General features: G+C 60.0%; 24 protein-coding genes. 15 read left to right on the top strand and 9 right to left on the bottom strand.

Annotated features, from left to right (window positions below; genetic code table 11):
- Window positions 1-161: 161 nt before the first annotated feature.
- The 4 genes from B150_RS21970 to B150_RS0100230 all read left to right on the top strand — a co-directional run bounded on the left by B150_RS21970 (window position 162) and on the right by B150_RS0100230 (window position 3,268).
- Window positions 162-1,160 carry a YdaU family protein gene (locus B150_RS21970; protein WP_020397858.1) on the top strand — a complete coding sequence of 333 codons (999 nt, stop codon included), beginning with the start codon at window positions 162-164 and terminating at the stop codon, window positions 1,158-1,160.
- Between the two features lie 38 nt (window positions 1,161-1,198).
- On the top strand, window positions 1,199-1,741 hold the full coding sequence (locus tag B150_RS0100240) for a DUF6362 family protein (RefSeq protein ID WP_020397857.1): 543 nt from the start codon (window positions 1,199-1,201) through the stop codon (window positions 1,739-1,741).
- A gap of 125 nt (window positions 1,742-1,866) precedes the next feature.
- On the top strand, window positions 1,867-2,619 hold the full coding sequence (locus tag B150_RS0100235; RefSeq protein ID WP_020397856.1) for a hypothetical protein: 753 nt from the start codon (window positions 1,867-1,869) through the stop codon (window positions 2,617-2,619).
- Window positions 2,606-3,268 (top strand): hypothetical protein, encoded by a 663-nt coding sequence (locus tag B150_RS0100230; protein WP_020397855.1) that lies wholly within the window; start codon window positions 2,606-2,608, stop codon window positions 3,266-3,268. Before B150_RS0100235 ends, B150_RS0100230 begins: the two co-directional genes overlap by 14 nt.
- A 160-nt stretch (window positions 3,269-3,428) precedes the next feature.
- On the opposite strand, the gene B150_RS23410 is transcribed toward B150_RS0100230, so the two are convergent.
- From B150_RS23410 to B150_RS0100205, 5 genes are all read right to left on the bottom strand, one after another.
- A complete protein-coding gene (locus B150_RS23410) occupies window positions 3,429-4,580 on the bottom strand; it encodes a flagellin (RefSeq protein WP_020397854.1) in 1,152 nt (383 codons plus the stop codon).
- Between the two features lie 284 nt (window positions 4,581-4,864).
- A complete protein-coding gene (locus B150_RS0100220) occupies window positions 4,865-6,604 on the bottom strand; it encodes a hypothetical protein (RefSeq protein WP_020397853.1) in 1,740 nt (579 codons plus the stop codon).
- A complete protein-coding gene (locus B150_RS0100215; RefSeq protein ID WP_020397852.1) occupies window positions 6,601-7,512 on the bottom strand; it encodes a hypothetical protein in 912 nt (303 codons plus the stop codon). The genes B150_RS0100220 and B150_RS0100215 overlap by 4 nt, the downstream gene beginning before the upstream one ends.
- Before the next feature lie 128 nt (window positions 7,513-7,640).
- Window positions 7,641-9,395 (bottom strand): hypothetical protein, encoded by a 1,755-nt coding sequence (locus B150_RS0100210; protein WP_020397851.1) that lies wholly within the window; start codon window positions 9,393-9,395, stop codon window positions 7,641-7,643.
- A 92-nt stretch (window positions 9,396-9,487) separates the two neighbouring features.
- Window positions 9,488-10,054, bottom strand: a complete 567-nt coding sequence (locus B150_RS0100205) for a hypothetical protein (RefSeq protein ID WP_020397850.1) — start codon at window positions 10,052-10,054, stop codon at window positions 9,488-9,490.
- 249 nt (window positions 10,055-10,303) lie between these two features.
- Here B150_RS0100205 and B150_RS0100200 point away from each other — a divergent pair, with 249 nt between their 5' ends.
- On the top strand, window positions 10,304-10,876 hold the full coding sequence (locus B150_RS0100200) for a PAS domain-containing protein (RefSeq protein WP_020397849.1): 573 nt from the start codon (window positions 10,304-10,306) through the stop codon (window positions 10,874-10,876).
- A 12-nt stretch (window positions 10,877-10,888) separates the two neighbouring features.
- Here the strand turns inward: B150_RS0100200 and B150_RS0100195 are convergent, their stop codons facing one another.
- Window positions 10,889-11,830 (bottom strand): AraC family transcriptional regulator, encoded by a 942-nt coding sequence (locus tag B150_RS0100195; RefSeq protein WP_020397848.1) that lies wholly within the window; start codon window positions 11,828-11,830, stop codon window positions 10,889-10,891.
- Between the two features lie 618 nt (window positions 11,831-12,448).
- Between B150_RS0100195 and B150_RS0100190 the strand changes: the two genes are divergently transcribed.
- On the top strand, window positions 12,449-13,009 hold the full coding sequence (locus tag B150_RS0100190) for a PAS domain-containing protein (protein WP_020397846.1): 561 nt from the start codon (window positions 12,449-12,451) through the stop codon (window positions 13,007-13,009).
- Window positions 13,010-13,021: 12 nt separating this feature from the next.
- On the opposite strand, the gene B150_RS0100185 is transcribed toward B150_RS0100190, so the two are convergent.
- The gene (locus B150_RS0100185) at window positions 13,022-14,356 is read right to left on the bottom strand and encodes a S41 family peptidase (RefSeq protein ID WP_020397845.1); all 1,335 of its coding nucleotides are present in this window, start codon (window positions 14,354-14,356) and stop codon (window positions 13,022-13,024) included.
- A gap of 11 nt (window positions 14,357-14,367) precedes the next feature.
- Window positions 14,368-14,880: a MarR family winged helix-turn-helix transcriptional regulator gene (locus B150_RS21960; protein WP_020397844.1), complete on the bottom strand. Its 513-nt coding sequence runs from the start codon at window positions 14,878-14,880 to the stop codon at window positions 14,368-14,370.
- Window positions 14,881-15,393: 513 nt separating this feature from the next.
- Here B150_RS21960 and B150_RS0100175 point away from each other — a divergent pair.
- From B150_RS0100175 to B150_RS21955, 5 genes are all read left to right on the top strand, one after another.
- Window positions 15,394-16,272: a TIGR02285 family protein gene (locus tag B150_RS0100175; protein WP_020397843.1), complete on the top strand. Its 879-nt coding sequence runs from the start codon at window positions 15,394-15,396 to the stop codon at window positions 16,270-16,272.
- A gap of 183 nt (window positions 16,273-16,455) precedes the next feature.
- A complete protein-coding gene (locus tag B150_RS19000) occupies window positions 16,456-16,917 on the top strand; it encodes a helix-turn-helix domain-containing protein (RefSeq protein ID WP_020397842.1) in 462 nt (153 codons plus the stop codon).
- Window positions 16,865-18,163, top strand: coding sequence for a DNA-packaging protein (locus B150_RS0100165; protein WP_020397841.1), 1,299 nt, complete (start codon window positions 16,865-16,867; stop codon window positions 18,161-18,163). Before B150_RS19000 ends, B150_RS0100165 begins: the two co-directional genes overlap by 53 nt.
- The gene (locus B150_RS18995) at window positions 18,160-19,083 is read left to right on the top strand and encodes a phage portal protein (protein WP_020397840.1); all 924 of its coding nucleotides are present in this window, start codon (window positions 18,160-18,162) and stop codon (window positions 19,081-19,083) included. Before B150_RS0100165 ends, B150_RS18995 begins: the two co-directional genes overlap by 4 nt.
- 49 nt (window positions 19,084-19,132) lie before the next feature.
- Window positions 19,133-19,651, top strand: a complete 519-nt coding sequence (locus B150_RS21955; protein ID WP_025898050.1) for a WG repeat-containing protein — start codon at window positions 19,133-19,135, stop codon at window positions 19,649-19,651.
- On the opposite strand, the gene B150_RS0100150 is transcribed toward B150_RS21955, so the two are convergent.
- Window positions 19,648-20,550 (bottom strand): response regulator, encoded by a 903-nt coding sequence (locus B150_RS0100150; RefSeq protein WP_020397838.1) that lies wholly within the window; start codon window positions 20,548-20,550, stop codon window positions 19,648-19,650. The two genes, B150_RS21955 and B150_RS0100150, sit on opposite strands and share 4 nt — an antisense overlap.
- Window positions 20,551-20,902: 352 nt before the next feature.
- Between B150_RS0100150 and B150_RS0100145 the strand changes: the two genes are divergently transcribed.
- From B150_RS0100145 to B150_RS0100130, 4 genes are all read left to right on the top strand, one after another.
- Window positions 20,903-21,454: a PAS domain-containing protein gene (locus B150_RS0100145; RefSeq protein WP_020397837.1), complete on the top strand. Its 552-nt coding sequence runs from the start codon at window positions 20,903-20,905 to the stop codon at window positions 21,452-21,454.
- 100 nt (window positions 21,455-21,554) lie between these two features.
- Entirely contained in the window at window positions 21,555-22,106 is a 552-nt protein-coding gene (locus tag B150_RS21950) for a DUF6438 domain-containing protein (protein WP_020397836.1), read from the top strand.
- Window positions 22,107-22,240: 134 nt separating this feature from the next.
- Entirely contained in the window at window positions 22,241-23,365 is a 1,125-nt protein-coding gene (locus B150_RS18980) for a calcium-binding protein (protein ID WP_020397835.1), read from the top strand.
- A 239-nt stretch (window positions 23,366-23,604) separates the two neighbouring features.
- Window positions 23,605-25,857: a M10 family metallopeptidase gene (locus B150_RS0100130; RefSeq protein ID WP_020397834.1), complete on the top strand. Its 2,253-nt coding sequence runs from the start codon at window positions 23,605-23,607 to the stop codon at window positions 25,855-25,857.
- Window positions 25,858-25,979 lie beyond the last annotated feature (122 nt).

The following is a 25,979-nucleotide window of genomic DNA, read 5'->3' as shown; positions in this document are numbered from 1 at the left end:
AACCCGGCGCGTTGCGGGTGGCCATGGCCGAAAAATTGAGCAGGGGAGTGAGCCGCGGGCGCAGGGTCGTGCGCTGGCACGCACCTGTGTGCAAAGACTGTGCGGCATGTGTGCGGCCTTTGTGCGGAGAGCCACCCCGTCCGCCACGGGGGCATATCGCCTTGGCTGAATTCCCCGCGCTCCCCCTTTTCACGGACGCCTATCTCGCTGACACCCGTCACCTGACGGCGGAGGAGCATGGCGCTTACCTGCTATTGCTGATGTGTGCCTGGCGCACCCGCGGCTGCGCGCTGAAGGACTGTGACCGAACGCTGGCGCGCATTGTGGGCGTGACCCGACCGCGCTGGAAAAAACTGCGCCCGGTACTGGCCGAATTTTTTGATACAACCGGGGGCCAGTGGCGGCAGAAGAAACTGACCGAGGTGTACCGGGGCGTTGAGGCGCGGGTGGCCAAAAACCGCGCCAACGGTGCCAAGGGTGGCCGCGCCAAGGCGGTCAGGTCTGCCAAAGTGAGCCAGCCCGCTAGCGTTGGGGCTAGCGATGGGGATGGCGATGGGCTTGGCGATGGGCTTGGCGCGGGCGTGCCAACCAAAAGCCAAAACCAGACTCCAGAACCAAAGGCGGAAGCAGGAGCGCCGGACGGTGGGTTAGACGACGCGCTTCTCGCCCGGCTTGCTGCGGCTGCCGGGCTTGATGAAGGCAAATCAGGGGACGCCGCTGTGGTCGCCAGCTGGCAAGCTGCCGGCGCTGACGAGGTGGCAGACATGCTGCCCACCATCGCACGCTTGCGGGCACGGGAAGAGGGCCGGGTGGGCCGGGCGCCCAAAAGCCTCGCCTACTATGGCGCGGCGGTGCTGGAGGCCCGCGACGCCCGCTTGGGCGCGGTATCCCGCGGCAAGGCGCACGCGAGTGCCCACCCCGCCGCCCCGCCCAAACGGGTGTTCGACCGCGACAGCGTGGCCGACTGGCGGGCCTTCCTTGGTGACGCCACGAGCCGCTTCAGGGGTGACTACGTGAGCGCCAATTGGGTCATAGGCCGCGACCACCCGGTCTTTGAGGCCACAAGCCTGGGGCCAGACCCCCGGTGCAGCATCAACCACCGTATCCCCGATGCGGTGATGAATGAGTATGCCGCCGCGTGGGGTTGGCGGCGCCCCTGATGGGGCAGGTTTGAAGCTATGAGCGAGAGAGGACAGCCATGATGGAAAACAGCAAGATGAGTGCAGCGGGCAGTGAGACACTGACAAGCGGACGCTTGGCGCTCAGGTTCACAGCAAAGGCGCTGGCGCGGGAGTTTAGCGCCCGGCCAGACAAGGCGGCGCTGTTGCCGGTTCTCGAGGCACGCTTCGTGGCCGCCACATGGACCCTGCGCCGCCTGCCGGACCGTGAAAGCGCGTTCAGCCGTATGCGCGGCAGCCTGTGGCCGGAGATGCTGGCCGACGGCGGCACTTATGCGACAGCGGGCCTGACCAGCTTTCAGGCACGCATGCGGGCGCGCCCGACCGCGGCGGAGATTGACGCCATGCAGCCAACGCTTGACCTATTGCTGCTGCTGCCAGACGTGGAAGACCGCCGTATCCTCTTTTACGCCTGCCACTTCCAGGACGGGGAGACCGGCGGGCGCATTCCATGGGCGAAAGTCAGGCGCGCGACAGGGCTTAACCTCTCCCGCTGGACCTTCAAACGGCGCTTCGAGGCGGGCCTGCGCTGGCTCGCCAGCCTAATTTTTTTACAGATTTAATAAAATGGCATCTATAGCCAGAATGGGCTATGACAAAAGGTGAGAGGGGCAGCTAGGGTACGCCTGTACCGACGGGTGCGGGCGTTCTGAGCGAAACGCTGAAACTAAAGGGTGGGGTAATTCAGATGAAGGTGTTGGGTGTAGTTTTTGCGATGCTGGCGTTCGCGCTGCCGGTGTCGGCGCAGACCGGTGCGGCTGTCAAACGGGCTGAGCCGCCGGCCATTTCAGAACTGGCGCTCCAGCGCAGTGAATATCCGGCGAGCTTGTCTGCCTCCTGCACCTATGTGGGGCAGGATTTCGACATGAACTGTGCGTTTTTTGTCTCCCGCGTGGCGGCGCGGAAAAGCGACAAGCGCGTGAACGACATGCTGCTGCGCATGTTCTCAAGCCGCACGGCGGAGGAGTGGAAAGACCACCCCATGTGCACCACGCCCGAGGTGAAGGACATTGAACGCCACATCAAGGTGATGAAGGTTCAGAACAAGCTGAAGGGCTTTGAGGAACAGCTGATCCGCGAACAGGCGGCCCCGGCGATCGCGTTTTGCGCTGACCCCACGATGACGAATTATAAGGCGTACCTGAGCTCGCTCGACGATGCCACCAGCTGCACCATCGACACCACGACCGAGACAGCCTTCATGAAATACCATGAGGATACGCAAAGCTGGACCGGTACATTCTCACCCAAAAATCCGTCGAAGCCGACGAGCGAATATACCATCAAGCTTGACGCGGCCACCGGCAATGTGGGCAAGCGGCTGATTTTCATGGTGGAACAGATGATCCGCCCCAGAAGCGGCGGCGGGCAGGGCATCCAGCTCGTCTACCGCGCCACCCGCTCCGACCAGAAGCTCTTCTGCGGCTATGTTGAGTGGTAAGAAGCTAAGGCACGCCCTACCGTTTCTGCTTCTTTGCGCCACGCTTTCAGGTGCCGTCCCTGCAATCGCCGGGGACGGGCCGTGGCCGGTTATCACCGAATTCACCACCGCCGCTGATCTGGACCTTACGGGCGCGGGCATGACCTACGAGCTTCCGCTCGCTGACGCTGCGGGGCAGGTGCATTACCGCCTTGTCTGCCGCGGTGCCGCGGAAGACCTCATCCAAATTGCCGACAAGCCTGATGACCAGTCATGGGCGTTGCCGCCGCTGACCTGCGCACTTTATGAGGGCGATAGCTCACACGGCCGTTCGCTCCTTGACCCGGCACCGGTACATCCGCTCCTGTCCCGTGGGTATTTTGACAGTCGCGCCTTTGTTGGCGACTGCGTGCAGTATCCGGAATACGGGCTTGAGCGGCATTACCGGCTGCGCGGCTTCACACTTACCCTCGTGGCCGAGGACGTGAAAATGCAGCTGGATGACAGCACGCTGTTGCGCGGGGAATATGCGAACCCGGTAACGCGCCTGCGCCTTGTGGTCGCTCTACGGCATGATGAAGCGGCGCAGTCCGCCTTCGCCGAAGCACCAGATGTGCCCGACCCGCGCCATAGCGATCGCGGGTGCAACCGTTCAGATGGTCGGTGGTAACTGCAGGGCAAAAGCAAGAGGGGGCGCCACGCCAAGCGCGGCACCCCTTCTGTGGAGAGATAAGGACCGCACTTTCTGTGCGTGAGCCTCACCGAAATAAACTCTCCTGATTTTTACACGACCCCCCGGTCTCGTATAATTCTCGTCTTTTCTCCGCGTGTTAGCGGAACAGCGACAGCACGCTTTGTGGTGCCTGGTTCGCGATACCAAGGGCTTGAAGGCCCAGTTGTTGTTTGGTCTGGAACGCCTGCAGGTTGGCGCTTTCGCGCGCCATGTCTGCATCCACAAGGCTGCCGATGCCCACTTCAAGGCTGTCACTGAGCTTGCCAGCAAACTGCTGCTGGATCGCGAGCCGGTTTGATGTCGCGCCAAGGTTCGAGAGCATATCATTCACCGTGCTGATCGCGGTCTCAACGGCGTCCACGGCAGCGGACGCACCGCCGCTTGACGATGTGGGCGAGCTTGAGAAGGTCGCGCTGGCGCCCGAGCCTTCCACATACAGTGTGCCGCTGAACAGATAGAGCGCCATGCCCGGCCCGACGGTGTTGCCTGAGGTGTCGGAGCCGAACTCGGCATCAATGGCGTTTGACGCGGCAACCGCGTTGGTGAGCTGGTTTGCGCCGATAAATTCGCCGGTCGACTGGTTGTAGGCTGTGCCGTCATTGTAGACGCTGGCAAAGTTGGCAGCCATATAGTTGTTCATGGCATCAAGCGCCACGCCGTCATCAAAGCGGTTGGCCGTGCCGGTGCCGATCAGCGTGTTGGCACCGCCCGCGCCCGCAGACGAGATATCCGCCGTATCAAGGCTGAGCGACGACAGCGTGAGCGTGTTGCCGCTTGTGGTAATCGCGCCTGAGCTGGTGCCTGTGCTGTCAGTGATGGCGGAAAGCGTGTCACCGGCCAGCAGGTTCTTGCCGTTGAAGGTTGCGTTCTCGCTAATCGTGGTGACCTGCGCGGCCAGCTGCTGGAAATCCTTATTGAGCGCCGCGCGGCTGGCGGTATCAAGCCCGCTGTCCTTGGCGGCAACGGCCTTTTCCTTCATTTCAATCAGAAGGTCGGAAATGGCTTCGGCGCCCGCGATGGCGACATCAAGTTCGGATTGTGCACGAGAAAGCGAATTGTTGACCGCACGGTAGCCTGCCACGTCCCCACGCATGTTTTGCGCGATGGCGTAAATGGCAGCATTGTCTTTTGCGGAAGAAACCTTGAGGCCCGTATTCACGCGCGACTGCGTGATCTCGAGCGAACGCCCGGTCGCGTTCAGGTTCTGGAGCGCTGCGAACGCGCCCTGATTTGTGTTCACCGAAAACATCGTTCTGATGTCTCCCCCATCTTTCAGTTGTGCCTGACCTTCTGTCCAGGCGGTGCCTTTTGCACCAAGTCCCTATGTGCATGAAATAGGCCAGTTTTAAGGGATCGTTAAAATTTTATCTTTTTCGCAGAGCGCTGCGGCATACACCAATTTGGTGTGCTTGATATAGTCTCGACCTGATGTGGAATTTTTTGCCCCATGCGGCAATATTTGCCGCATGATCGCGTCATAAACCTATGAAAGGCGGAATCTTTTGCCGCTGTCCCGTCGCGCGAGCGCCTTTGCTACTGCGGGCTCGGGTTGGGTACACACGGATGTTCGGATATCGGCAACAGGCGGAGCTCATCCGCGTCATAGGCGATGATGGGGTACACGCCGTTTACCTCACCCTTCTCGGTCAAGGCTTTGCACTGTTCTTGGATGAAGCCCATTTTATTGTGCGAAATCCAGTCTGCGCGCGGCGCCATGTAAATAATATGTCGCCCGCTGAGTACAGCCTCTTTCGGGCTGTCGATAAACTGGTGGCTGCCGATCCTGTTGATGGCAAAAGTGTCGTCACCGGGCCGGAGGGTGCGGTCGACCACCACGCGGTTTTCACCGAAGGAATAGATTTGCAAGGTGACGCTTCTCTGGTCTTTTGCAGTGTCCATGAATGTTGTCAGGCCCGCCTTCTCGGAGAAATGATGCCAGCTTCCAGTGTAAAATCGCTCTTTGCCGAGCGGGCGCAGGTTGCTGTCGAGGATGCTGTAGTAGTTTCGCTCGGCGAAATAATCGAACCGTTTCACATAGATGTCATATTTTTTTCCGCTGCGGCCCTGAAGGGGCGCATAAGTGGTGTACTGTTCGGGCCGGACAGCCCAGCCGCCGGTCCTGTAGCCAAGCCCTTCGCCTTCGGGTCCAACTATGTACCTGTGTTCCGCGACGGCATATTTTGCCATCGGGTCCACCCGTTCCTTGGGGTCGGGCAATTGGGGCGCGTCCTTCGCGGCCTCGCGCAGGTCAGCCTCATAGCGGGCCATGGCGCTGTCCATCCTGCTCAGGGTCTCGTCCACCCCGCGCACGCGTGTCAGCTGATTGCCGATCATCTCCCGGTCCTCAGCCTGCCAGCTTTCCTGCATGGCGTCGCGTTCGCCCTTGCGGGCGGTATCAAGTTCCGCCAGCGCGCGCTCAAGAAGGGTGTCATAGGTTTTCACGTCCGCGGCCGAGGGGGTGCCCACCACCCGGCGCTCAAGCGCCTGCGCTTCGGCCCCGAGGCCAGTGAACCTGACCCAACTGCTTTGCGGCAGCGTGTCATAAAGCCGGGTCATCACGCCCTTGAACTTGGTTTTGGTACGCGCGAAAGAGGTTTTGCGCCATGCCATTTTCTCGGCCCGGCGCAAGGTGTCGCTGTTGTTGATCTCGAACCCGTGCACCTGCACGTCTGTGATCTCGATATTCCCGGCGGCGACTTTCCGGGCTTCCTCGCGCGTGAGCCATGTGCCGCGAACGGAGGCGCACAGATCGCGCTCCTGCCGGTTGATGGCGTTCATGCGGCTGGTGTCGAGGCGGTATGGCGTGGCGCACAGGAACTCGTCCCAGTTCGGGCTGCCGGACACATTGAAACCGTTCTTGCCGTTTTGTGCCACAATGCCCGCGTCACAGAAAACACTGATGAAAGCGCCGCCACCATTTGTGTGCCGTGCGGCCCCCTTCAGTGGGTTCGGGAACTGCGCCACGAGCATCAGGTTATAAAGGTCTTCCTCCCCCACTTCAGCGAGGACGCGGTTGCCGCCCTCTGTCTCCACCTGGCTGACACCGGGGTTGAGCCAAAGCGCCGTGCAGCCCACCACCGGTTCGCCCATCAGGTAGCGGATATTGAAATTGCCGCGCAGCTTGAGTCTGGCGTATGGCTGCAGGCGTACGTCACGTACGTCGACCATCTGGTGGCTGATCTCGAACGCTTTTTTGGCCCCCGTACCCGGCGCGGCATGGGCTGGCAGGCAGAGCGTTAGAAGGACCAAAAGGCCCGTGAGTAACGCTTTCATTCCCAGCCCTCCATCAGCTCGTTCATCTCTTTCTGGGATGTATTCTTTGCCGTGCGGCCCTTAAAATGGCTGTCTTCATCGCCGGTGCTGGCGGTGAGTGTACCGAGCTCATCCAGCATGCCGTGCTCCCGCAGTATGACCACACCGTAGGGAAGGCCGAGGATCAGGAAGAAGGTGACGGTGGCCGAAGCCTTGGCCGAGAAACGGGTGATGCGCTTGACCGCGCCAAAGACAAAATAGGGCACAAGAAGGCTCAGGATAATGGCAACAGGGGCCCAGATTTCATCCTCAATCGCGGCGGTAAAGCACCAATTGGCACCGTAGGCGGCACCGGCGGCCAGCAGCAGCCAATAAAATCCGGCGCTGCGAGGTTCCGGCCCTTCGGGGCTGATGGGGGAGTGCGCGGCCTGTGGCTGCGGGCGTGGCTGGGCCTTAGGGGTTTGCTGGGGCGTTGGTTGGGGATTCGCTTGCGCCTGCGCTGCAGGCTGCGCCGTCACACCGCCGAAAATGCCGTAGCTCTGGCGACGTGCCGCACTGCTGTCCGCGGCGGGGGGCGACCATTCAAGCTGGCTGCCGCAACCGCTGCAATTGAAGCGGATATGCCCGCGGTCGGTCGGGAAGCGCAACTGTTTGCCACAGTCAGGGCAGTTGATGATTTTCATCAGGCCGCCACCGGGGGCTGCCGCTTGCGCTTTTGGCTGGGGTTCGGGTTTTGGCTCCGGCTTCGGCTCGGCCTCCGCCAGCACTTCAACCTTGTCGGGCGTGCGGCGCCGCCAGCCAAGCTTCACGCCGCAGCCGTCGCAGCGGACGGCAACAAAGCTGCCGCGGGCGGGCGGCGTGTGCGCATGGTTGCAGCGCGGGCATGTGATCATGCCGCCACTGGGTGTATTCGGTGAACCTTCCGCCATAAAACCTCCCCCATCTTTGAGGCTGGCCCACGCGGGGGCCGGCAAAACGAGCTATGTGTAGTCTGGAACATTAAAAATCTACGCTTCACTCTACGCCCGTACAAGCAAAACCGGCTGCTGCTGCCGCCTCAGTTCGAGACGCAGGGAAACTCCTCTACCGTCAGGTACCGTTCGGCCAATATGTCATAGACGTAGGTGGGGTAAATCCCCGGCTCGGTGGTGCCATTACCATGTGTGCTTTGGCATACGGGTTTGGGCCTGTTGTATTGGCTGCCCCAAGGCTTTGAATAGGCGTAGAACCGGTCGCCGATCTTGCGCACATAATATTGCGGGTCGGCGAGTTTGCTGGTGCGGTCAAGGGTGCCGCCGTTCATCATGGCGAGGGGCTGCGAATTCACCTCCGCGCCTGAGGGTCGGTTGGTGAAGGGGTTCAGCACCACGCGTTCCTCGGGCAGGGAATAGATGATTGGCAAATGGCCCTCAACAATAAAGGCTAGCATACCGCCTGACGCCTCAAACAGCCCAATGCGCGCAAGATGCGACGCGGGGAAGCGGGGGGTGAGGCGTTTGCCGTCCGGCCCCGCGACCCATGTGACCTTGCGTGAGCCATACCTCACGCCGCCAAGGTCGAGGTCATGTGCGAGGTCGCGGTTGTCCTGCACTTCATAGAGGTCGAAATAGCCGCCTTTTGCTTCCCCAAAGGGGCGGATGTTTTTAAAGCGTGCTTCAAGCACAAACCGGCCGGACTGGTCCTTGAGGCCATAGTCATACTGGGTTTCCCGCCCGCGGTAGGCGGTCAGGCTCTGGCTGGGTTTGATATAGTTCTCAAGCGGGTTTTGTGGCCCTGCAGGTGCATTCTTCGCGCGTTCGTCCAGCATCGCCACATAGGCGTCCACCTCGGCGTCGCGCTGTTTGATCGCGGTGTCTACCTTCGCTACACGCTCAAGCTGATTGGCCACCAGTGCCTTGTCGCGCGCTTCCCAGCTTGCGGCTACTTCTGCGCGGGCACCTGTTTGCAGCGCCTCGAGCTCGGCATAGGCGGCTTCGATATAGTCGTCCATTTTCCTGAGGCCCTCGGCGCTCAGGCGGCTGTCGCGCTCCTTCGCGCCATAGAAGCGGCGCTGCAGGTCATTGGCGACATAGGTACCTCTGTCCCCCGTGGCGCGGATGCGCTCCATGATGCTGGCGGCCTTGGCCTCTTTGTGCTCATAGGACTTCATGCGCCACAGATGTTTCTCGGCCCGGCGCAGGGTGTCGCCGTTGCTGAGCTCGAAGCTGTGCACCATCACGTCCTCGATTTTGATGCCCGCGAGCGCGACCTGTTTCGCCGCAGCCGACGGCAGCCATTCACCGCCAACGGACGTGCAGAGGTCTTCTTCCCGCCGCTCAACATCGAAGGTGTAATTGGTGTCTATCTTGTTCGGTGTCGCGCAAATGAACTTGTCCCACGAGGGGCTGCCCGCCACGTTGAAACCGCCCCGGCCGTTTTGCGCCACAACGCCTGCGTCACAAAACAGGCTAAGGTGCGCGCCGCCGCCATTATGCAGCCGTCTGGCTTCCTTGTTCGTGTTCGGGAACTGCGCCATCAGCATCAGCTTCCACAGGTCCTCCTCGCCCGGTTCGGCCAGCACGCGGGTGCCGCTATCCAGCACCACCTGGCTGATGCCGGGGTTGTTCCACGACGCGGTGCAGTTCACCACCGGCTCACCAAGCAGGAACCACACCTTGAAGGTGCCGCTGATCTCAAGGCTGGAATTGCTCTGGATAATGCGGTCGAGGGTTTTGTGGCGAATGTCGAAGCTTTTGCTGGTGCTCATCGGCCCCGCCGCATTCGCGGTGAGGGAGGTGAGCGAGAGTATGAGCGCGATCAGTAGCCGGGTCATCACCAGTCCTCCATCAGTTCGTCCATCTGGGACGGGGTGGTGTTGGCGGCGCTGCGGCCTTCGAATACGGTATCCTCGAGCGAGGGGCCGTCTTAGGATGGCAGCTTGAATGATGTCACCGCGGTGATAATGAACGGTATGGTGAGCGAGATGATGATGAGGGTGGTGACGGAGCGGCCTACGCCGAAACGGGTTGCGATGCGCACCGCGCGGAACGCCAGATAGTAGGTAAGCGCCACACAGCCGAAAAAGGCGATGTTCAGCAGGGTGTCCTCCCCCGCCGTCTGGTTCAGCTTTTCAGTGGCAAGGCCCGCGAGTACACAGCCCGCGATATAAAGGAGGGCCATCTTGCGTGGCGGTTCAAGCTTTGGCGCGGCGGTTTTTGGCCTTGCCGGTGCGCTTGGGGGTGCAGCCGGTGCTGCGCCCTGATCTGCAGGCGGCAGGCTGGCCTTCACTGCGTCATAGAAGCTGGCGGTGGTATCGGCCGCCGGTGCGACTTCAATATCCCCATCTTGGGGGATATGCTTGCCGTCAGGTGACCACTCAAGCCCGCCGCCGCAGCCCGGGCAATTGAATTTGATATGTCCACGATTACCGGGGAACCGCACCGCTTGCCCGCAGTCCGGGCAGTTGGCTGTCAGTTTCTCGTCCGTCGCCATTGTCTCCCCCCATCATGAGAGATGGCCAAACGCCATATGGTTAATTTGGAACACTGAAAACGCTACTGCCGCGCGCATGCCGGAACAAGCAAAAAGCGCCGGGACGAGCCAAGGTCAGCCCTCGGCTAAGCTTTTGTTTAAGGTGGGAAACGCGACTTTTTTGGGGCGATGGGTGAAAAAGATAAAAATGATTTACCCAGTACGATAATTTTCACCAGTTATTAACACTCTCCGGCTGAAAGTTAACCCATGGTTGATTTTGCCCTGCCGAGAGCGGACCACTTCGCGGTCTTCCAGAACTACTACAAGCGCCTCGCGGCTGATGCGGGTGGCGTACCCAAACGCACGGCTTTCAACCCGTCTGAAATCAAGGACCTGCTGCCCTTCATTTTCATCATCGAGTTTCGCTCGAAGGATGATCTCTATGTGCGGCTTGCGGGCACCGCGATTGAGCAAGTGCTGCGCATGAGCCCCACAGGCCAGAACTATCTTGATCTGGTGCAGGAGGGGGAGCGCGAGTTTTTCCGTGAAGCCAGCGCGAATATCATGAGCGTACCGTGTGGCGGTTTCTTCCGCCGTATCGTCGCACTCTCGAACGGGGACAAACATGAGCTGCAAAGCAAGTGCCTGCCGTTCGCTGACCGGGACGGCCGCCTGCGTTACATGATCGGCATGACCTCAGTGCGCGCGGATCTGCGCCTCACGCACTATGACCCACCGGTCAAGGATGTGTCTGAAATCACCGGCTTCCACTATGAAGACCTTGGCTACGGCATCCCCGAGGATATCCCGCCGCTGCCGGAACGCACGCTCAAGTCCTGAGCGCGCTATGCGCTAATACACATATTCGGGCTGGGCGTTCCTGATCTCGCGGCTGGGCGGCGCGCCAAACAGGCGCTTGTATTCCCGGCTGAACTGGAACGGGCTTGCATAACCCACACGGAATGCGGCGGTGGAAGCATTCAGCCCATCATGCAGCATCATGTTGCGTGCCTGATGCAGGCGAATGTTCTTGAGGTATTGGAGCGGCGTCATCGACGTGATGGCCTTGAAGTTCGAATGAAAGGCCGTGGCGCTCATACCCGCGATGGACGCCATGTCACCGACCGAGAAGGAGCGGGTATAGTCCGTATGCAGGGTGCGCAGCACTTCCGCCAGCTGGTGGAACTTGCCGCCCCGGCGCGCGGCGGCCCGCAGGCAGGCACCACGTTCCCCCACCAGCACCCGGTAAAGGATTTCGCGCATGATCTGGCGCGCGAGCACCTTGCGCTCGGTCTCATGGTCCATGGCTTCAATCAGCCGCACGGCGGCACCGGCGATATGGTCCGACAGGGGCGCGGCATGGATCGCCTGTTCCATCGCAACCGTGGTCTCACCATAGCCGCCATCGTCGAGGCAGAGGTCATCCTCATCAAGGTCGATCAGCAGGTCACCCAGCATCACGGGGTCCACCGATATGCACATGGAGAGGAAGGGGTTCTCGGGGCTGGCTTCTTCCACCCGCGCCACAAGCGGCAGCGGCACGGAAAGCACCAGATAGTTATAGGCATTGTATTCGTAGCGGTTGTCGCCCAACAGGCCGCACTTGCTGCCCTGCGCCACAATGATGATGCACGGCTTATAAACCACGGGGCGGCATTCGGTCGGCTCTTCCGCGCGGTAAAACTCCACGCCGGGGATGGCGCCTTCCACCTTGCCCGGTGTATGGGCGTGGCGGGCGATAAGGTCCGTCAGCCGGGCCTTGGTCTCAAAATCGGGGCGTGCAGTATCAAGCATGGTTCCGGTCCGTCACAGCTGTCTTCTTTGATGGGGAGGGCGGCATCAAGGGCCGCTTCTTCTTGACGTCCATCATGCCGCGTGGCTCATGCGCGCGTAAAGGCCAATCGGACCCGCGCGCAGGATCAGGCATGAAACGCGCACGAATATATATGGGTGGGCGGTGGCCGGGTTAAAAGGGGAGAAATGCGCGGGGCAGAAATGAACAAGGGCCCCATGGGGCCCTTTGGTCTGTCTCTGGTGATCCTGAAGATCTGCCTTACCTACCACCCTACATGGTAGCGGCGATGCTCCAGTAAAATGCGACACCGATGATGCCGAAAAACGCAGCCATCCCTAGGAGGCAAATCGCACCCTGGCGGGGCTGCGCGTTTGCACAGTGTTTTTTCATTTATCGCTCCCAAATGCCCCTATGGGCCGGACTATACCGAAACGGTACTATCCTGAAAAGGGTTAATTTCACGGAAGCCCTAAAGCTTTTCCTGATCTTTTTACGTGGCCCCGTGATCTTTTTACGTGACCAAACTCAATTCACCTTCTGCCTTTCCAAAAAAATATGTATCCTCCCGCTGCCGGAGGGGTCCGGCGAGACCCGGGGGTCAGGTTGGGCGAGGGTGTATGCCAACTGGCGACAAGATTTTCAGGAAGTTCCTCGAGCTATGGCACGCCATGCCGCGCGAGGAAGGCAAGATACCGTTCCGTCGGGATGTTGGACCATCGCTCGCGCCCGCGCTGATGCCGCATGTCTTTCTTGGCCGGGTAAACGGCAAGTTCGATATCGAGATCCGCCTCATGGGTTCGGCGCTCGAGGACAGCACCAATTTCCGCCTCACCGGCACCAATTATTTTGACCAGCTTCACCCCAGCACCTGGCCGTTTTATGAACGCTTCATCTTCGCTTACCGTGCGCAGCCTTGCGCCGGGCGAGTGACCCGCCATGTCGTGGGTTCGGACGGCCTGACCTACGACCTTCACACCCTTGCCGCCCCACTGGCGGACGATGACGGCACCGCGCGCTATATCATGGGTGTCAGCTATATGGCGACAAACCACGCCAAAAGCGCGGAGCGCCACGTGCGCGGGTTCGGCGCGACCGGGCTTGGGAATGCCCAGATTGTCGATGTACGGTACCTTGACCTCGGTTTCGGTGTGCCGCCTTCCCTGCCGCCGCGCGAGTAGGCCGGCGGGCTTTCACCTCTCATTGCTACCGCTCAGCGGGATGCGGACTGCCTCACCATCATAGGGCCGGACCGTGATGGCCGCATGGGGAGCTCGGCCTTCAAGGCTGATCAGCCGCGGGATGGAACGGTCGTCAAGCCATGCGCCGTCCGCCGCGCGGCTCAGTCGCACGTAAGGCGCACCACGGAAGGAAAGCCACAAGCTGTCCTTTGTTCCCTGCAAGGCGAAGTCGCCAAAGCGGCCAAAGTCCACAGCGTCATCACCGGGGGTGGTGGCCTCGCCCGCTGCCGGGGGCAGGGCAGCCAGCGCCCATTCGGCGGCGTCACACGCCTCAGTCTCCACATCAGGACTTGCCGCAAGTCTGGTCAGGGCGGCGCGGTAGGCTGTGTCCTGTGCGGCGGCTGCGGTCGCAGCGACATCCGGGCTGATGCCCACATGTTCGGTATAAAGCGTGCCGGTTTTCGCGTTCGTGAAGGCAAGGCGTGGTAGGCGCAGGTAAAAGCGGTCATCCAGCACCACAGGGTCCCAGCCGTTGCCGCCACCAAAGGTGCGTTCACCTACCACGGTCGCACCCGCGAGCGCGCGCAAGTGGTAGGTCACATGTTCGGCAAGGCTGTAAGTAAGACCGCTCGTGAGGATATAAAGTGGTTTGCCGTGATGGCGCGCGCCCGCCATGTCGGTGCGGGTGACAAGGGGGGCTGCGTCACCCTTCCAGCGTTCATGCCGTGTCGCAAACGTGACCGCATCGGGCCCAAGGAAATAGCCCAGGAACAGCGGCAGCAGGCGGCTGTTGCCGCCGCCATTGTGCCTGAGGTCAAGGATGATGGCCTTAGCGGGGCCAAGAAGGGTCATGACATGGGCGAACATATCTTCGCTTTCTGTCACCTGGCCGTAAAACTCATCAAGCCGCAGGTAACCCACACCGCCGGGCATGAGGCTGACGGCGCGAATGCCAAAATTGTCCGCCGCGGCCTCGGCCGCCTTGCGTGCCTTGTTGGCCGTGTCACGCTCCCGCGCGGCATCGTCATGGGTGGCGGCTTCACGGGCGCGGAACCGGCTGACCGCCGCGGGGTCGTATGTTACGCCGATATGGCTGTCGCCGGTCACCGCGCGCAGGTCGCGGGTGATGGCGTCGGCCAAGGCTTCAGGGCTGCCATGGTCATCATAGCTGCCCGCAAGCGCGCGCACCTTGGGCGCGGAAGCATGGGCGATATCCTCATCCACAAATTGATCCTCGATGAGCGTAGCGATTTTGGTCATCAGCTCAGGTGGTGTGAGTGCCGTATCATCCGCGTGGGCTATAGGCGCGAGGGCAAGCAGGCCGAGTGCAATAAGTGTGCACCGCATTTGACCGCCTCTCATGATTGCACCTGCGCAGTCTGATCGCCGCCCATGCCAAAACGCGCCGCCAGTGGGGTTGCCTCAAGCGCCATGCGGGCACGCGGCAATATAGTGGCGAGGTCCACACCCAGCTCAGTGGAAAGGGCGGTGAATACCCGCGCTGCCTCGGCGCGGTAGGCCAACAGCCGCTCGCCTTCCGTCGTCCCGGTTGCTGTCAGGTGGAATAGGGTACGGCGGCCGTCGTTCGGGTCACGCTCTGTGCGCACAAGGCCAAGTTTTTGCAGCATGTCCGTGCGCTGCTTCACCAGCTGGTGTGAATGGTCCAGTCCGGCGGCAATCTCGGTCAGTGATGCGGGGCCGGCCTCGACCAGATACAACAGGGTTGACGATACGATCACCGGGAAGCCCATGGCCCGCGCTTCATAGACCGCTTCGGCCTGCCGCGCGATCAGGGTCGCAAAATCGACCGCCATTTTGCCCATGAAGGCGGGGTCGTGATCCAGTAATTCCTTGAACTCATGTGGTTTCATTGTGCTGCCATTTCTATTTATGTAATTTATTGCGCAATATATTACATAAATATGCAATAGGTCAAGTGTGACGGAACGCTCATGCGCCGTTCGCAGCCTCACGTTTCCGTAAGGGCAGCTATCTCAAAGACTAAGGGAAACATCAGAAAAATTAATAAAAAAAGACTTGCTTCCGCCATGTCCGTAATGCACCATGGCCCTAGCCATAGTGACCGAATAGGCCCGTCTCAAGGTTCAACGCCTGAGGCGGGCTTTTCTTTTTATTCGACCGTCACCGCGCGGCATTTCACGCCTTGCGCCAAACTTTCGTTTATATGGCTGTAGCCACGCTTGATTGTGCCCTGTATCATGTCTAATGCTTGTATGGCGCGGCTTTCTTGGGCCGCGAAGCAGGATTTCGCGGTGGGGGCCCGGACCTGTAGGTGAAGTGCCGGCACTGTGGTTACCCACTGTTCCGGCGTTGCTGGGATTTGGACCGACGTGGTGATAATAAGGCAGTTTTGCCGAGCATTAATGGGGAGTATCGCCTTTCTGGGGCTGAGCCTGCCCACCCTTGCGCACGAACACCGCGACAAGCCGATCATCCGCTGGTACTACCAGAGCTTCCCGCCTGTTCACATCACCGATGGCCCGCGTGCAGGACAAGGCTTTGCCGACAAGGCGTTATCGTACCTCCATGCCCAGATGCCGGACTATAACCACCTCAAGGTTTTCTCCTCGCTTTCGCGCGTGCATGGCGAGTTGAAGGCGCGCAAAAATGCCTGCCACCTGGGCCTTTTCAAAACGCCGGAGCGTGAGGAATACGCCTATTTCTCCGACCCCGTCATTGAGGTGCTGCCGAACCGGCTTGTGCTGCTGAAAGAAAACCTTCCGAAGTTTGAACCCATCCTGAACCCCGCGCGCGAGGTGGAGCTGGACCGGCTGTTTGCCGCCCGTGACCTGATGTTCGGCGTGGAGGTGGACCGGGTCTATAGTCCGCGCATCAACGCTTATGTGGATAGCCGCACCAAGGCCGAAGGCAAGGTGGAGCTGCCAAACCCGCGTTTTGCCGCATTGCTGCTGCATGGCCGTATCGACTATGGCTTTGCCTTCGCGTTTGAAGCCACCTACCGGTTCAATATTCTCGAGCGCGGTGACGAGTTCACCACCCTACCAATCGCGGGAGAGCCGGACCTTTTGATGAATTATGTCGGCTGTTCGAAAACCGAATTTGGTGCGCAGGTGATCGCGGATGTGAACCGCCTTGCAGGTAACCTCAAGGAAGCGCACCGCACCTTCTATGAAGAATGGCTGGATGACCGCGCGATCCAGGATTTCCGCGCCACGCTGAAGGCGCATGCGGAAACCACCAACACCGCAGAAACCCGCGCCCCGGCCGAGTTTGAGAAATAAATTACGAAAAACGTAAATTAAAGCTTGCACCCTAATCGGGGTTTTGGCATAGTTATATCCATCAAATGGGGAATTGGGCGCAGGGACGCGCCGCCATCTCCCAAGCACAAGACTGCACACGAATTCATCATCATGCACGCCGCGACGCACCAGCCTCGCGGCGCCTTTCATTTGGGATACGCCATGCCTGACGGGGCTGACACCAATGCGACCGTGAAAGCCACTGAGCGGGCAGCGCGCAAGGAAGCGTTCCTGCATGCGCTTTATGACGGCGCGAGCGTGGCTGAGGCCGCTGCGATCGCCGGCATTGGCCGCCGCACAGTTTATGACTGGCGTTTGAAAGATGTGCATTTCGCAGCACTTTGGCGCGCGCAAGAAGAAGCGGGCGACGACCCGGTGGAAGTGGAAGCCGTGCGCCGCGCGCTGATGGGCACCAAGAAACCCGTTTACCGCGGCGGTACCCTTGTGGGTGAGGTGACCGAAAAATCAGACAGCCTTCTCATGTTCCTCCTCAAATCCCGCCAGCCAGCCAAATATGGCGGCAAGGCGGAAGAGGGGGCCGTGGAAGACGACAAATTGAAAGGCGCACGGGATGCACTATTCAGCAAACTTTGTGCGCTCACTCGGCCCCGCGAAAAAGGCTGAGTTCATTGAAGGCCTCACGGACCGTGAGGCGGCGGTGCTGCTGTATGACTGGGCCTTCTGGGCGCGGGCAAACCAGCTTGCACCAACCACTGACTGGCGGCGCTGGCTGATCCTCGCCGGGCGCGGTTTTGGCAAAACCCGCACGGGCGCTGAGTGGCTGCGCGGCGAGGTTGAGGCCGGGCGGGTAAGCCGCGCCGCGCTCATTGGTCCCACGCTCCATGACGCAAGGGCGGTGATGGTGGAGGGCGAAAGCGGCCTTTTGGCCATCTCGCCGCCATGGAACCGCCCGCATTATGAACCGAGTAAAAAACGGCTGAGCTGGCCCAACGGTGCCTGCGCTTACCTTTATAGCGCGGAGGAGCCGGAGCGCTTGCGCGGCCCCCAGCATGATGCCGCATGGTGTGATGAGCTGTGCGCCTGGCGCGAGGGCGAAGCCACGTGGGACAACCTGCAATTTGGCTTGCGGCTGGGCGCGGACCCGCGTGTGGTGATCACCACCACGCCAAAGCCGCAAGCGCTCCTGAAGGCCATCATGATGGCCGAGGGCACCCATGTCACCAAAGGCTCGACCTACGACAATATGGCCAACCTCGCCCCCGCCTTCGCCGACGAGGTGATCAGCCGCTATGACGGCACGCGCCTCGGGCGGCAGGAACTGCTGGCTGAAATTCTGGAAGACGTGCCGGGGGCCTTGTGGTCCCGCACGCTCATTGAGGAAACCCGTGTGCGCCGCGCGCCTGAGCTTGGCCGCATCGTCATCGGTGTTGACCCGCCTATGAGTGCGGGCGCGGACGCTGATGAATGCGGCATTGTGGCCGCAGGCCTCGCATCGGATCACAGCGGCCACGCCTATGTGGTCGCGGACGAAAGCGCGAGGGGGCTTTCCCCCCTTGGCTGGGCGCGCCGGGCCGTCACGCTTTATCACCGGCTTCAGGCCGACCGCATCGTGGTGGAAGTGAACCAGGGCGGCGCGCTGGTGCCGGGGCTTATTGCCCAGGTGGATGAAAGCGTGGCGGTCACGGCAGTGCACGCATCGCGCGGCAAACACGCCCGCGCGGAACCGGTGGCCGCCCTTTATGAACGCGGCCTTGTGCACCACGCGGGCGCATATCCCGCGCTTGAAGACCAGATGGCGACCTATACGGGCGAGGGGGCGGCAAGCCCCGACCGCATGGATGCGCTTGTCTGGGCGCTCACAAACCTGATGCTCACACGCGCCACACCACCACGGATAAGGACCCTATGACCATGGCCTTTTGGGACAAATTCAAACCTGCCCGCCCGGCACCGGTGACGGCGAAGTCCGCCAATCGCCCGGTATTCTCCCGCGTCGGGCCGGGGCAGGCGGTTGCCACCCCGCACCGCTATGACCGGCTGTCGGACGAAGGTTACCGCCAGAATGTCATTGCCTACCGCGCGGTGGGGCTTGTCGCCCGCGCCTGCGCCAGTGTGCCGATGCGGCTTTACCGGGGTGATGACATGCTGTCGGATCACCCGGTCCTCTCCTTGCTCGCGCGGCCAAACCCGCGGGTGCGGGGGGAGAATTTCATTTATAACCTCGTTGGCTATCACCTGATTGCGGGCAACGCATATGCCCTCGCCGTGGGCCCGGATGGCCGCGCGCCGAAGGAACTGTGGCTCATGCGGCCCGACACGGTGAATGTGCTTGAGGGGCAGGACGGCCTGCCATCGGGCTTTGAGCAGAAGGTGGCAGGCAAAACCCAGCGCTACGGCGCGCGCTCGGTCCTGCACTGGAAAACCTTCAACCCGCTCTCTGACTGGTACGGCATGGCACCATTGGAAGCCGCAGCACTTTCCGTCGATGCCTTCAATGAAGGCAGCCGCTGGAACCTCGCGCTCATCCAGAACGGCGGCGCACCCTCGGGTGTGCTGTATTCCGAGGCAGGCGATGCCCCGCTGACGGACGAACAGTTCAGCCATTTGAAGGCGGAGGTGGAGCGGCGCTACACAGGCGGCAGCAACGCCGGTCGCCCGCTCCTTCTCGAAGGTGGCCTCAAATGGCAGGATGTTGATGGCGGGTATGGTCGGTACCGTTGCACTTATCCTGGGGGTGTCGTTCTGGCGCCGAAGCTGGCAGCTCAAACTGTTTGTCTTGTTACTGGTACCGATGGCTTGGGTCGCGATTTTTCCTGGCGGCTCGTTTGATGCTCTCAGAGGGGCTCTCGCAAAGTAGGCTTGGTTTCATAACGCCGTGATGCCTTCCCCCATTCCGCTTGGCGAGGCTGGAACCTGTGTGCAGGGTGAAGCCATGTATGTCATCGAGGGTGGCGAGAGCTATGGTTTTTCGGCAGGTGACGGCTCGGTCCTGCTTTCCCCTAAATACACGTTAGCTATGGATTTTGACGGCAAGCCATATGCCTATGCTGACGGATACTATATCGACGCAACAGGCACGCAGCTTTTCCGGGCTTTCCATTATGACAATGGCCCGGACTATCTGGTGGAAGGGCGCAGACGGTATATTGACGGCGATTTGGTTGGGTTTCTTGATGAATGCCTGCGCGTTGCTGTGCCAGCCCGTTTTACTTTTGCTGAACCTTTCTGGAATGGCTTGGCCCTTGTGTGCATCGGCTGTGTTGTTGCACCCGGTGGCGAACACCGGAGAATGGTGGGCGGGCAGTGGGGCGCTGTTGACCGCCACGGACAGGCCAGGATTCCCGTGGAGTTTGACGAAGCCGAGGCGCGCAGGCGCATCGCCGCGCTCAGGCGTTAGCCCATATTCTGCATGATTACATATTTTTTGCGCAGCACGCGCTGTGTGCGCTCATAGGCGATGTGCAGTTCGTTGAAAACAGCGGGCGCTTGAAGGGTGTCACCGTGTTTGCCCATGATCTCAAGCCGGGCCGCGAGGTCGGCCACGCTGTCGGCACCAAACACCTGTGCGGTGGATTTGAGCTTGTGGGCAAGGAACTGGATCTGGGAGGCGTCATCCTCCATCACCACGCTTGAAATCTCGGCCAGCATGTCGGGGCCTGCGGTCAGATAGTCCTTCAGGAAACCCGCGAATTTGTCGCCCAGAAGGGCGCGGTATTCGTTGAAGGTCTCCCAGTTGAGGGCATCAAGGTCATCTTCGTCATAAATGTCCGACGCAGTCTCAGCCCCGGTGTCGCCGGTTTCCTCACCAAGGTCGAGGAATTCAAGCAGCACGCCCGACAGGTTCACCTTGTTGATCGGCTTCTTGATGACGCCTGACATGCCTTCCGCCAGATATTCTTCCACATCCCGGTCAGAGACCCGCGCGGTCACCGCAATGATGGGCGCATTTTCATAGTGCTCGGAAATTTTGCGGATTTCGCGTGTGGCCGTTACCCCACCCATTTTCGGCATCATGATATCCATCAGGATAAGGTCATAGTCCGCGTTCGACGCGGCAGCGATGGCCTCCTTGCCGTTTTTTGCAAAATCATAGCCCACATCAAAGCGCGACAGCAGCTTCCCGATGATGCTGCTCATCACCGGGTTGTCCTCAACCACAAGAATGTATTTGGAGGGTGCACCACCGGCCTCGACGGTATCCACGTCCTGTGCTTCGCCGCTGTTTTCGACCGTGTTATTTGCTTCGGTCTCGGCGTTTTCGGCTGGGATCGGCTCTTTTCGGGTGTTTTCAGGCATGGCTATTCTGGCTTGCTTGTTTCTGGCTTCTGTCACTGCGTGTCGGAAACTATAGCGACAGCATTATGTGCTGTCATGCACATAAACACGCACTTTGGTTGGCCCCAGTCATATGCGCCAGCATGCAAAATTTCCGTTAATGCAGGTGTGCTTATTCATGGTTTTTATCACGCAGTCCGTGACATTGGTCAAATGGCATAAGCGCGGTTTTCCTAAAATTTTAGCGGTCGCTGGACTCTCGGGTCCAGAAATGACATAAGCGCCGACGCTGCCGGTATATGTGCACTCATGGTGGTGCCGCAGGATGGGGGTCTTGCTGCAGACCGGCTCAGAAAATGTATGGAGTTTGCTATTGAAGTTGCAGAAGAACCTCGGGGGAGGGGCAGCGCGTCTTGCTGCCATCTGGACAGAATTTTACTCACCCGATGCTCTGCCTGATCGGCGCGATTTCACGCTTTCGCGCCTTGGTGCGGTGGCATCCTGTTTCATGGCGCTTAGAAAAGACGGCGCGGGCGGCCTCGTGGTTGTGCAGTCTGGCACCGCGATCGACCACCTTTGGGGCCGTAACATGGTTGGCGCTGGCAGCCAGAATATGGCGCTGATGCAGGACGTGAACCTGGCGGACGAAAAAGCGCTGGCGGCGCTTGACCAACCTTGCGGTATTCACGTCGGGCGCAAATTGCGCAAAGCGTCAGGCGTTGAACTCAAGCACGAAACGCTTTACCTGCCGGTTGAAAGCGACAAGGGGCGGCTTCTCCTGTCTGCCACGGACTTTGAAGACAGCAACTACACGCGCGGCATGCTGGGGGATAGCAGCCCCATTGTGGGCGGCGAGATGTATTTTGTGCATTTTGTCGACCTCGGATACGGCACGCCGGAAGCTGAGGTGCGCGCAGTTGCGTGACGCCGGTGCGGGTAAGCGGCATATAGCCATTCTGGTCAAAAGCTGAATCATTTCATTGGTTTCTAGCCCCAAAGTGTTATTTATGGGGAAAGGAGATGCCATGATCACTGCAGCCAGAAATGCGATTGCCGCTTGCCTTTTCCTTGGCCTCGCGGCCTGTGGCGGCACCACCGGTGACGATACACCCGTGAGTGACCTGCCGCGTGACCCAAGCCCGATGGAATATGTGAAAATCACCGAAGGTCCGTGTTTTGGCGCGTGCCCTGTCTATGATTTCACGCTGCGCGGCGACGGGCAGGTGACCTTCCATGGCAACCGGTTCACCAAGGAAAGTGGGCAAAGCCTCGGTTTCCGCAGCGTGGGCACATTCCTTGACGCCATTGAAACCTTGAAGGCCCATGATTTCGACACGCTCAAGGGCTTTTATGACCGGGGCAGCGAAGCCTGCAAGATGGCGACGACCGACCACCCCACCATCACGGTCGAGGTGAAGTCAGAAGCACTTTCGGGTACGCTTCACTGGTATACCGGCTGCCGCGGCATGGATAACCGCATCAAACTTGAACGCATGGTCGATGAACTCAAGCGGGTTGTTGACGTGGAAGAATATATCGGCACCGACGCGGACCGGGCGGCCATGCGCCGCCGCTGACGCGCTTTTCCGCCACAAGCGCATTATTTCCACTTGTGGCGGTTTCCTTACAATCGTGTTCATTTTCGGTTCAGCCGTGTGCTGCCAATGTAGCCTCACAGACAAAAACCGAGACATGATCTGCGGGGGATAAAATGGCTTTCTACAATCTAATTGACGGTAACTATGTTTTTAACGGCTCTGGCGAGAATAGTTTCTTCCGGGCTGAAGGCTTCGGCCACGACTTCCTGCTGGGCGGCAGCGGCAACGACACCCTGATGGGCGGTGCGGGTGATGACTTCATCATCGGCGGCGGCATGGATGACGGCTACTACTACGACATCGACTGGTACGGTGATGACAACTTCTTTGTTGCCATTGTGCCGGATGGCCCATGGGCGGAAGGCTCTGACCTGCTGCTGGGCGGCTCGGGCAACGACACCATCCTTGGTGGCGGCTGGGATGACGGCCTTGTGGATGACAACGGCTGGTACGACCTAGGCGAAGATGTATCGGCTGATGTCAGTGTCTATAATTCGGTTGTCGGCCCCTTCTACTGGGAAAACGAAATCTGGGCCGGTAGCGGCGACGACCTTGTGGTTGGCGGCAACGTGAACGACACCATCGGTGGCGGCGAAGGCCATGATGAAATCTACGGCCGTGGCGGCTGGGACGATATCTATGGCGGCTCCGGCGATGACACCATCGATGGCGGATATGGCGAAGACTATATCTGGGGCGGTTCCGGCTGGGACGATATCTACGGCGGTGACGACGACGACATGCTGGGCGGCGGCACCGGCACCGACTTCCTGAACGGCGGCTGGGGTGACGATACCATCTATGGCGGCACGCAAGGCGACGCGGTCGTCGGTGGCGAGGATGACGACATCCTTTATGGCGGCACCGGCAACGACACACTTTGGGGCGACAATGGCGCCGAAGGCTACGGCCATGACATTATCTATGGCGGCGCTGGCCACGATGATATCTGGGGCGGTGCGGGGGATGACATCCTCTATGGTGGCTCTGGCGAAGACTATTTCATCTTCCAGGAAGGGCATGGCTTCGACTTTATCGAGGACTTCGATATCTGGGATGACCGCCTGATCCTTGACGGCTTCAATGACATTCAGGACTGGGACGACCTCGCCTACTATTCCTATGAGGCAGTGGTAGACGGCACTTTCGGTCTGATGATTGAAACCACAGCAACAGACAGCATTTTCCTCACCGGCATAACCTGGGATGACCTCTATGGCATGGACGTGACGTTCTGATACGTCACCAAGTCCGGTGAGGCTTGGTCATCCCCCTTAAGAGCAACTGACGCCGCCCGCCTGGGCGGCGCTTTTTTTGTGCCCTGTGGTGGGCGGTGGCAATGACCTAAATTTTGTCGCACTTGGCAACAAAATATAAACCCGTTAGCGATTAGTTTGGGGATTGGATAAATTGCCTTATAGGTGGTTAATTGGTGGTGGCAACGCGGGGGCTGTTGCGTCGGATTTGAGGAAGTAACGTGGTAGATATTCCGAACAATACGAACACGACAGCGACGCTGTCTTTTGGTGGATCCTATTCTGGCGAGATTGAAACCGTCGGGGATGAGGACTGGGTGGCGGTAACCCTGCAGGCGGGGGTGACCTATTCCATCCAGATGCTGGGCTCAACGGTCGGGCAGGGTACGCTTGTCGATCCCTTCATCAAGGGTCTTTATAGTGCAAACGGCACATCCCTTGGCCGCAGCGATGATGACGGCGCGGGCAACCGTAACAGCCAACTGGTGTTCACACCCAGCACAAGCGGCACCTATTATGTCTCTGCTGGTGCGTGGGAGACCGAGACCGGCACCTACACCATGACACTTTCCGAATATAGCGCCGATGCGCCCACAGTGACCTCCGCCCCGGTGGTGGATAATGTGGACGTTACGGGCGTAACGGAAGTGGACGCGCTTCTTGACCTGTTCCGCTACCAGAATGTGGAGGGGGCCGCGACCACCCATGTCACCTTCAGCATACCGGGTTCCGGCAGCAGCTGGTCGACCGCGGACAATGTGGGCTACGGCGCCGACGGCGGTGACGGCGAACCATGGAACGGTATTTCCTATCTGACCGCAAACCAGGAATTGCTGTTCCGCGATGCGCTGTCGGAGATTGAAAGTTTCGCGGCGGTCACCTTCGACGAAGTGCAGGAGACCGGCAACGCGGCGGGTACCATCCGCATCGCCTGGACGGGCCTGTCGGACGACGATGCGGCAGCGTGGGCATACACACCCTCAGCCACGGCAAAGTCAGGTGATATCTGGCTCTTGAGCGAAAATCTCGACTCAGGTGGTTATGGTTCCTATTTCCACCTTGTGGTTATTCACGAGCTTGGCCACGCCATGGGCCTCAAGCACCCGTTCGATGAGGATGGCTCGGGCGTTATCATGCCGTCTGAGTATGACGGCCTCGACTATACGGTGATGTCCTACAATACGATTGGCGGGAACCCGGATGTGCTGGGCGCGTCCTACTATCCCACAACGTACATGTATTACGACATCCTCGCGCTGCAGTATCTCTATGGCGCGATCGAGAAGGAGGCGGGCAACACCGTCTATACCTTCACCGCAGCCAAGCCGTATTTTGAAACCATTTGGGATACGGGCGGCACGGATACTTATGACGCCAGCGCTGTCAGCAGCGGTGTCACGCTCGACCTTACGCCCGGCACATGGTCGGATGTCGGCTCCACCATCACGCTCTATACCGACACGCGCAACTTCTTCAAGTCAGATACAGTCTTCACCCCGCCGGAGATCACGATTGAGAACGCCATTGGCGGCGCAGGCAATGACCGGCTGATCGGCAATGATGCCGATAACCGCCTGACGGGTGGTGGCGGAGATGACATTGTCTCAGGCGGTGACGGCAACGACAGCATGTTCGCTGGCGGCGACGGTGACGACACTGTGCGCGGTGACGGCGGCAATGATGTGATTGGTGGTGCCGACGGTAACGACCTGATCATCGGTGACGGCACCACGGCCACAATTTTCGGCTCAAACACGGTTGGTGAAGTCGGGTCTGATACGCTTTATGGCGGCAGCGGTGATGACACCATCGTGGGTGCATCATGGAACGACAACGGCGACCGTATTGTCGCCAAGTCAGAAGTTGTTACGAGCGGTGCGGACGGCGGCAATGTCATCTGGGCTGGTACGGGCGCGGATGAGGTTTATGGCGGCGGCGCACGCGACACGCTTGGTGGCGGTGTCGGCGGTGACGAAATCCACGCCTTTGGCGGCAATGATGTCATCTATGGCGGTACCGGTTCGGCCAGCCAGTCAGCCGATACGCTGGACGGCGGCGCGGGCAATGACGCGGTCTATGGCGGTGCGGGTGACGACAGCCTCGTGGGTGATGCCGGCAACGACACGCTTTATGGCGGTGATGATAACGACATCATCTCGGGCGGTGCTGGCAATGACCAGATTTTTGGTGGCTCGGGCGATGATGTGCTTTCGGGTGGTGCTGGCACAGACCGTTTCGCCTTCGGCGCAGGCCATGGTGACGACATCATCAACGACTTTACCTCGAGCGAGGATATCCTCGTGCTCGCGAACACCGTGACGGATTTCACCAGCGCTGCTGACGTGCAAGCCGCCGCAAGCGCCACCACAGTTGACGGTGTTGACGGCGTGCTCATCAACACCGGCGGCGGTGACAGCGTATTCCTCATCGGCTTCACCGTGAACGGCCTCGCGAGCATCGATTACGTCTTCTGACGCGCGTCAAATGCGAAACCCAAAACGCCTCGCCTACCCGGCGGGGCGTTTTTATATGTGACACGCATCCAGGCTTGAAGGCATGCAACCATGGCGCTATGACGGGTATCAACTTTATATCT

The sequence above is a fragment of the Kordiimonas gwangyangensis DSM 19435 = JCM 12864 genome (assembly GCF_000375545.1).
GTDB classification, from domain to species: Bacteria; Pseudomonadota; Alphaproteobacteria; order Sphingomonadales; family Kordiimonadaceae; genus Kordiimonas; species Kordiimonas gwangyangensis.
The sequence above is the reverse complement of the archived record's forward strand: the minus strand, read 5'-3'. Positions and strand labels throughout refer to the sequence as shown.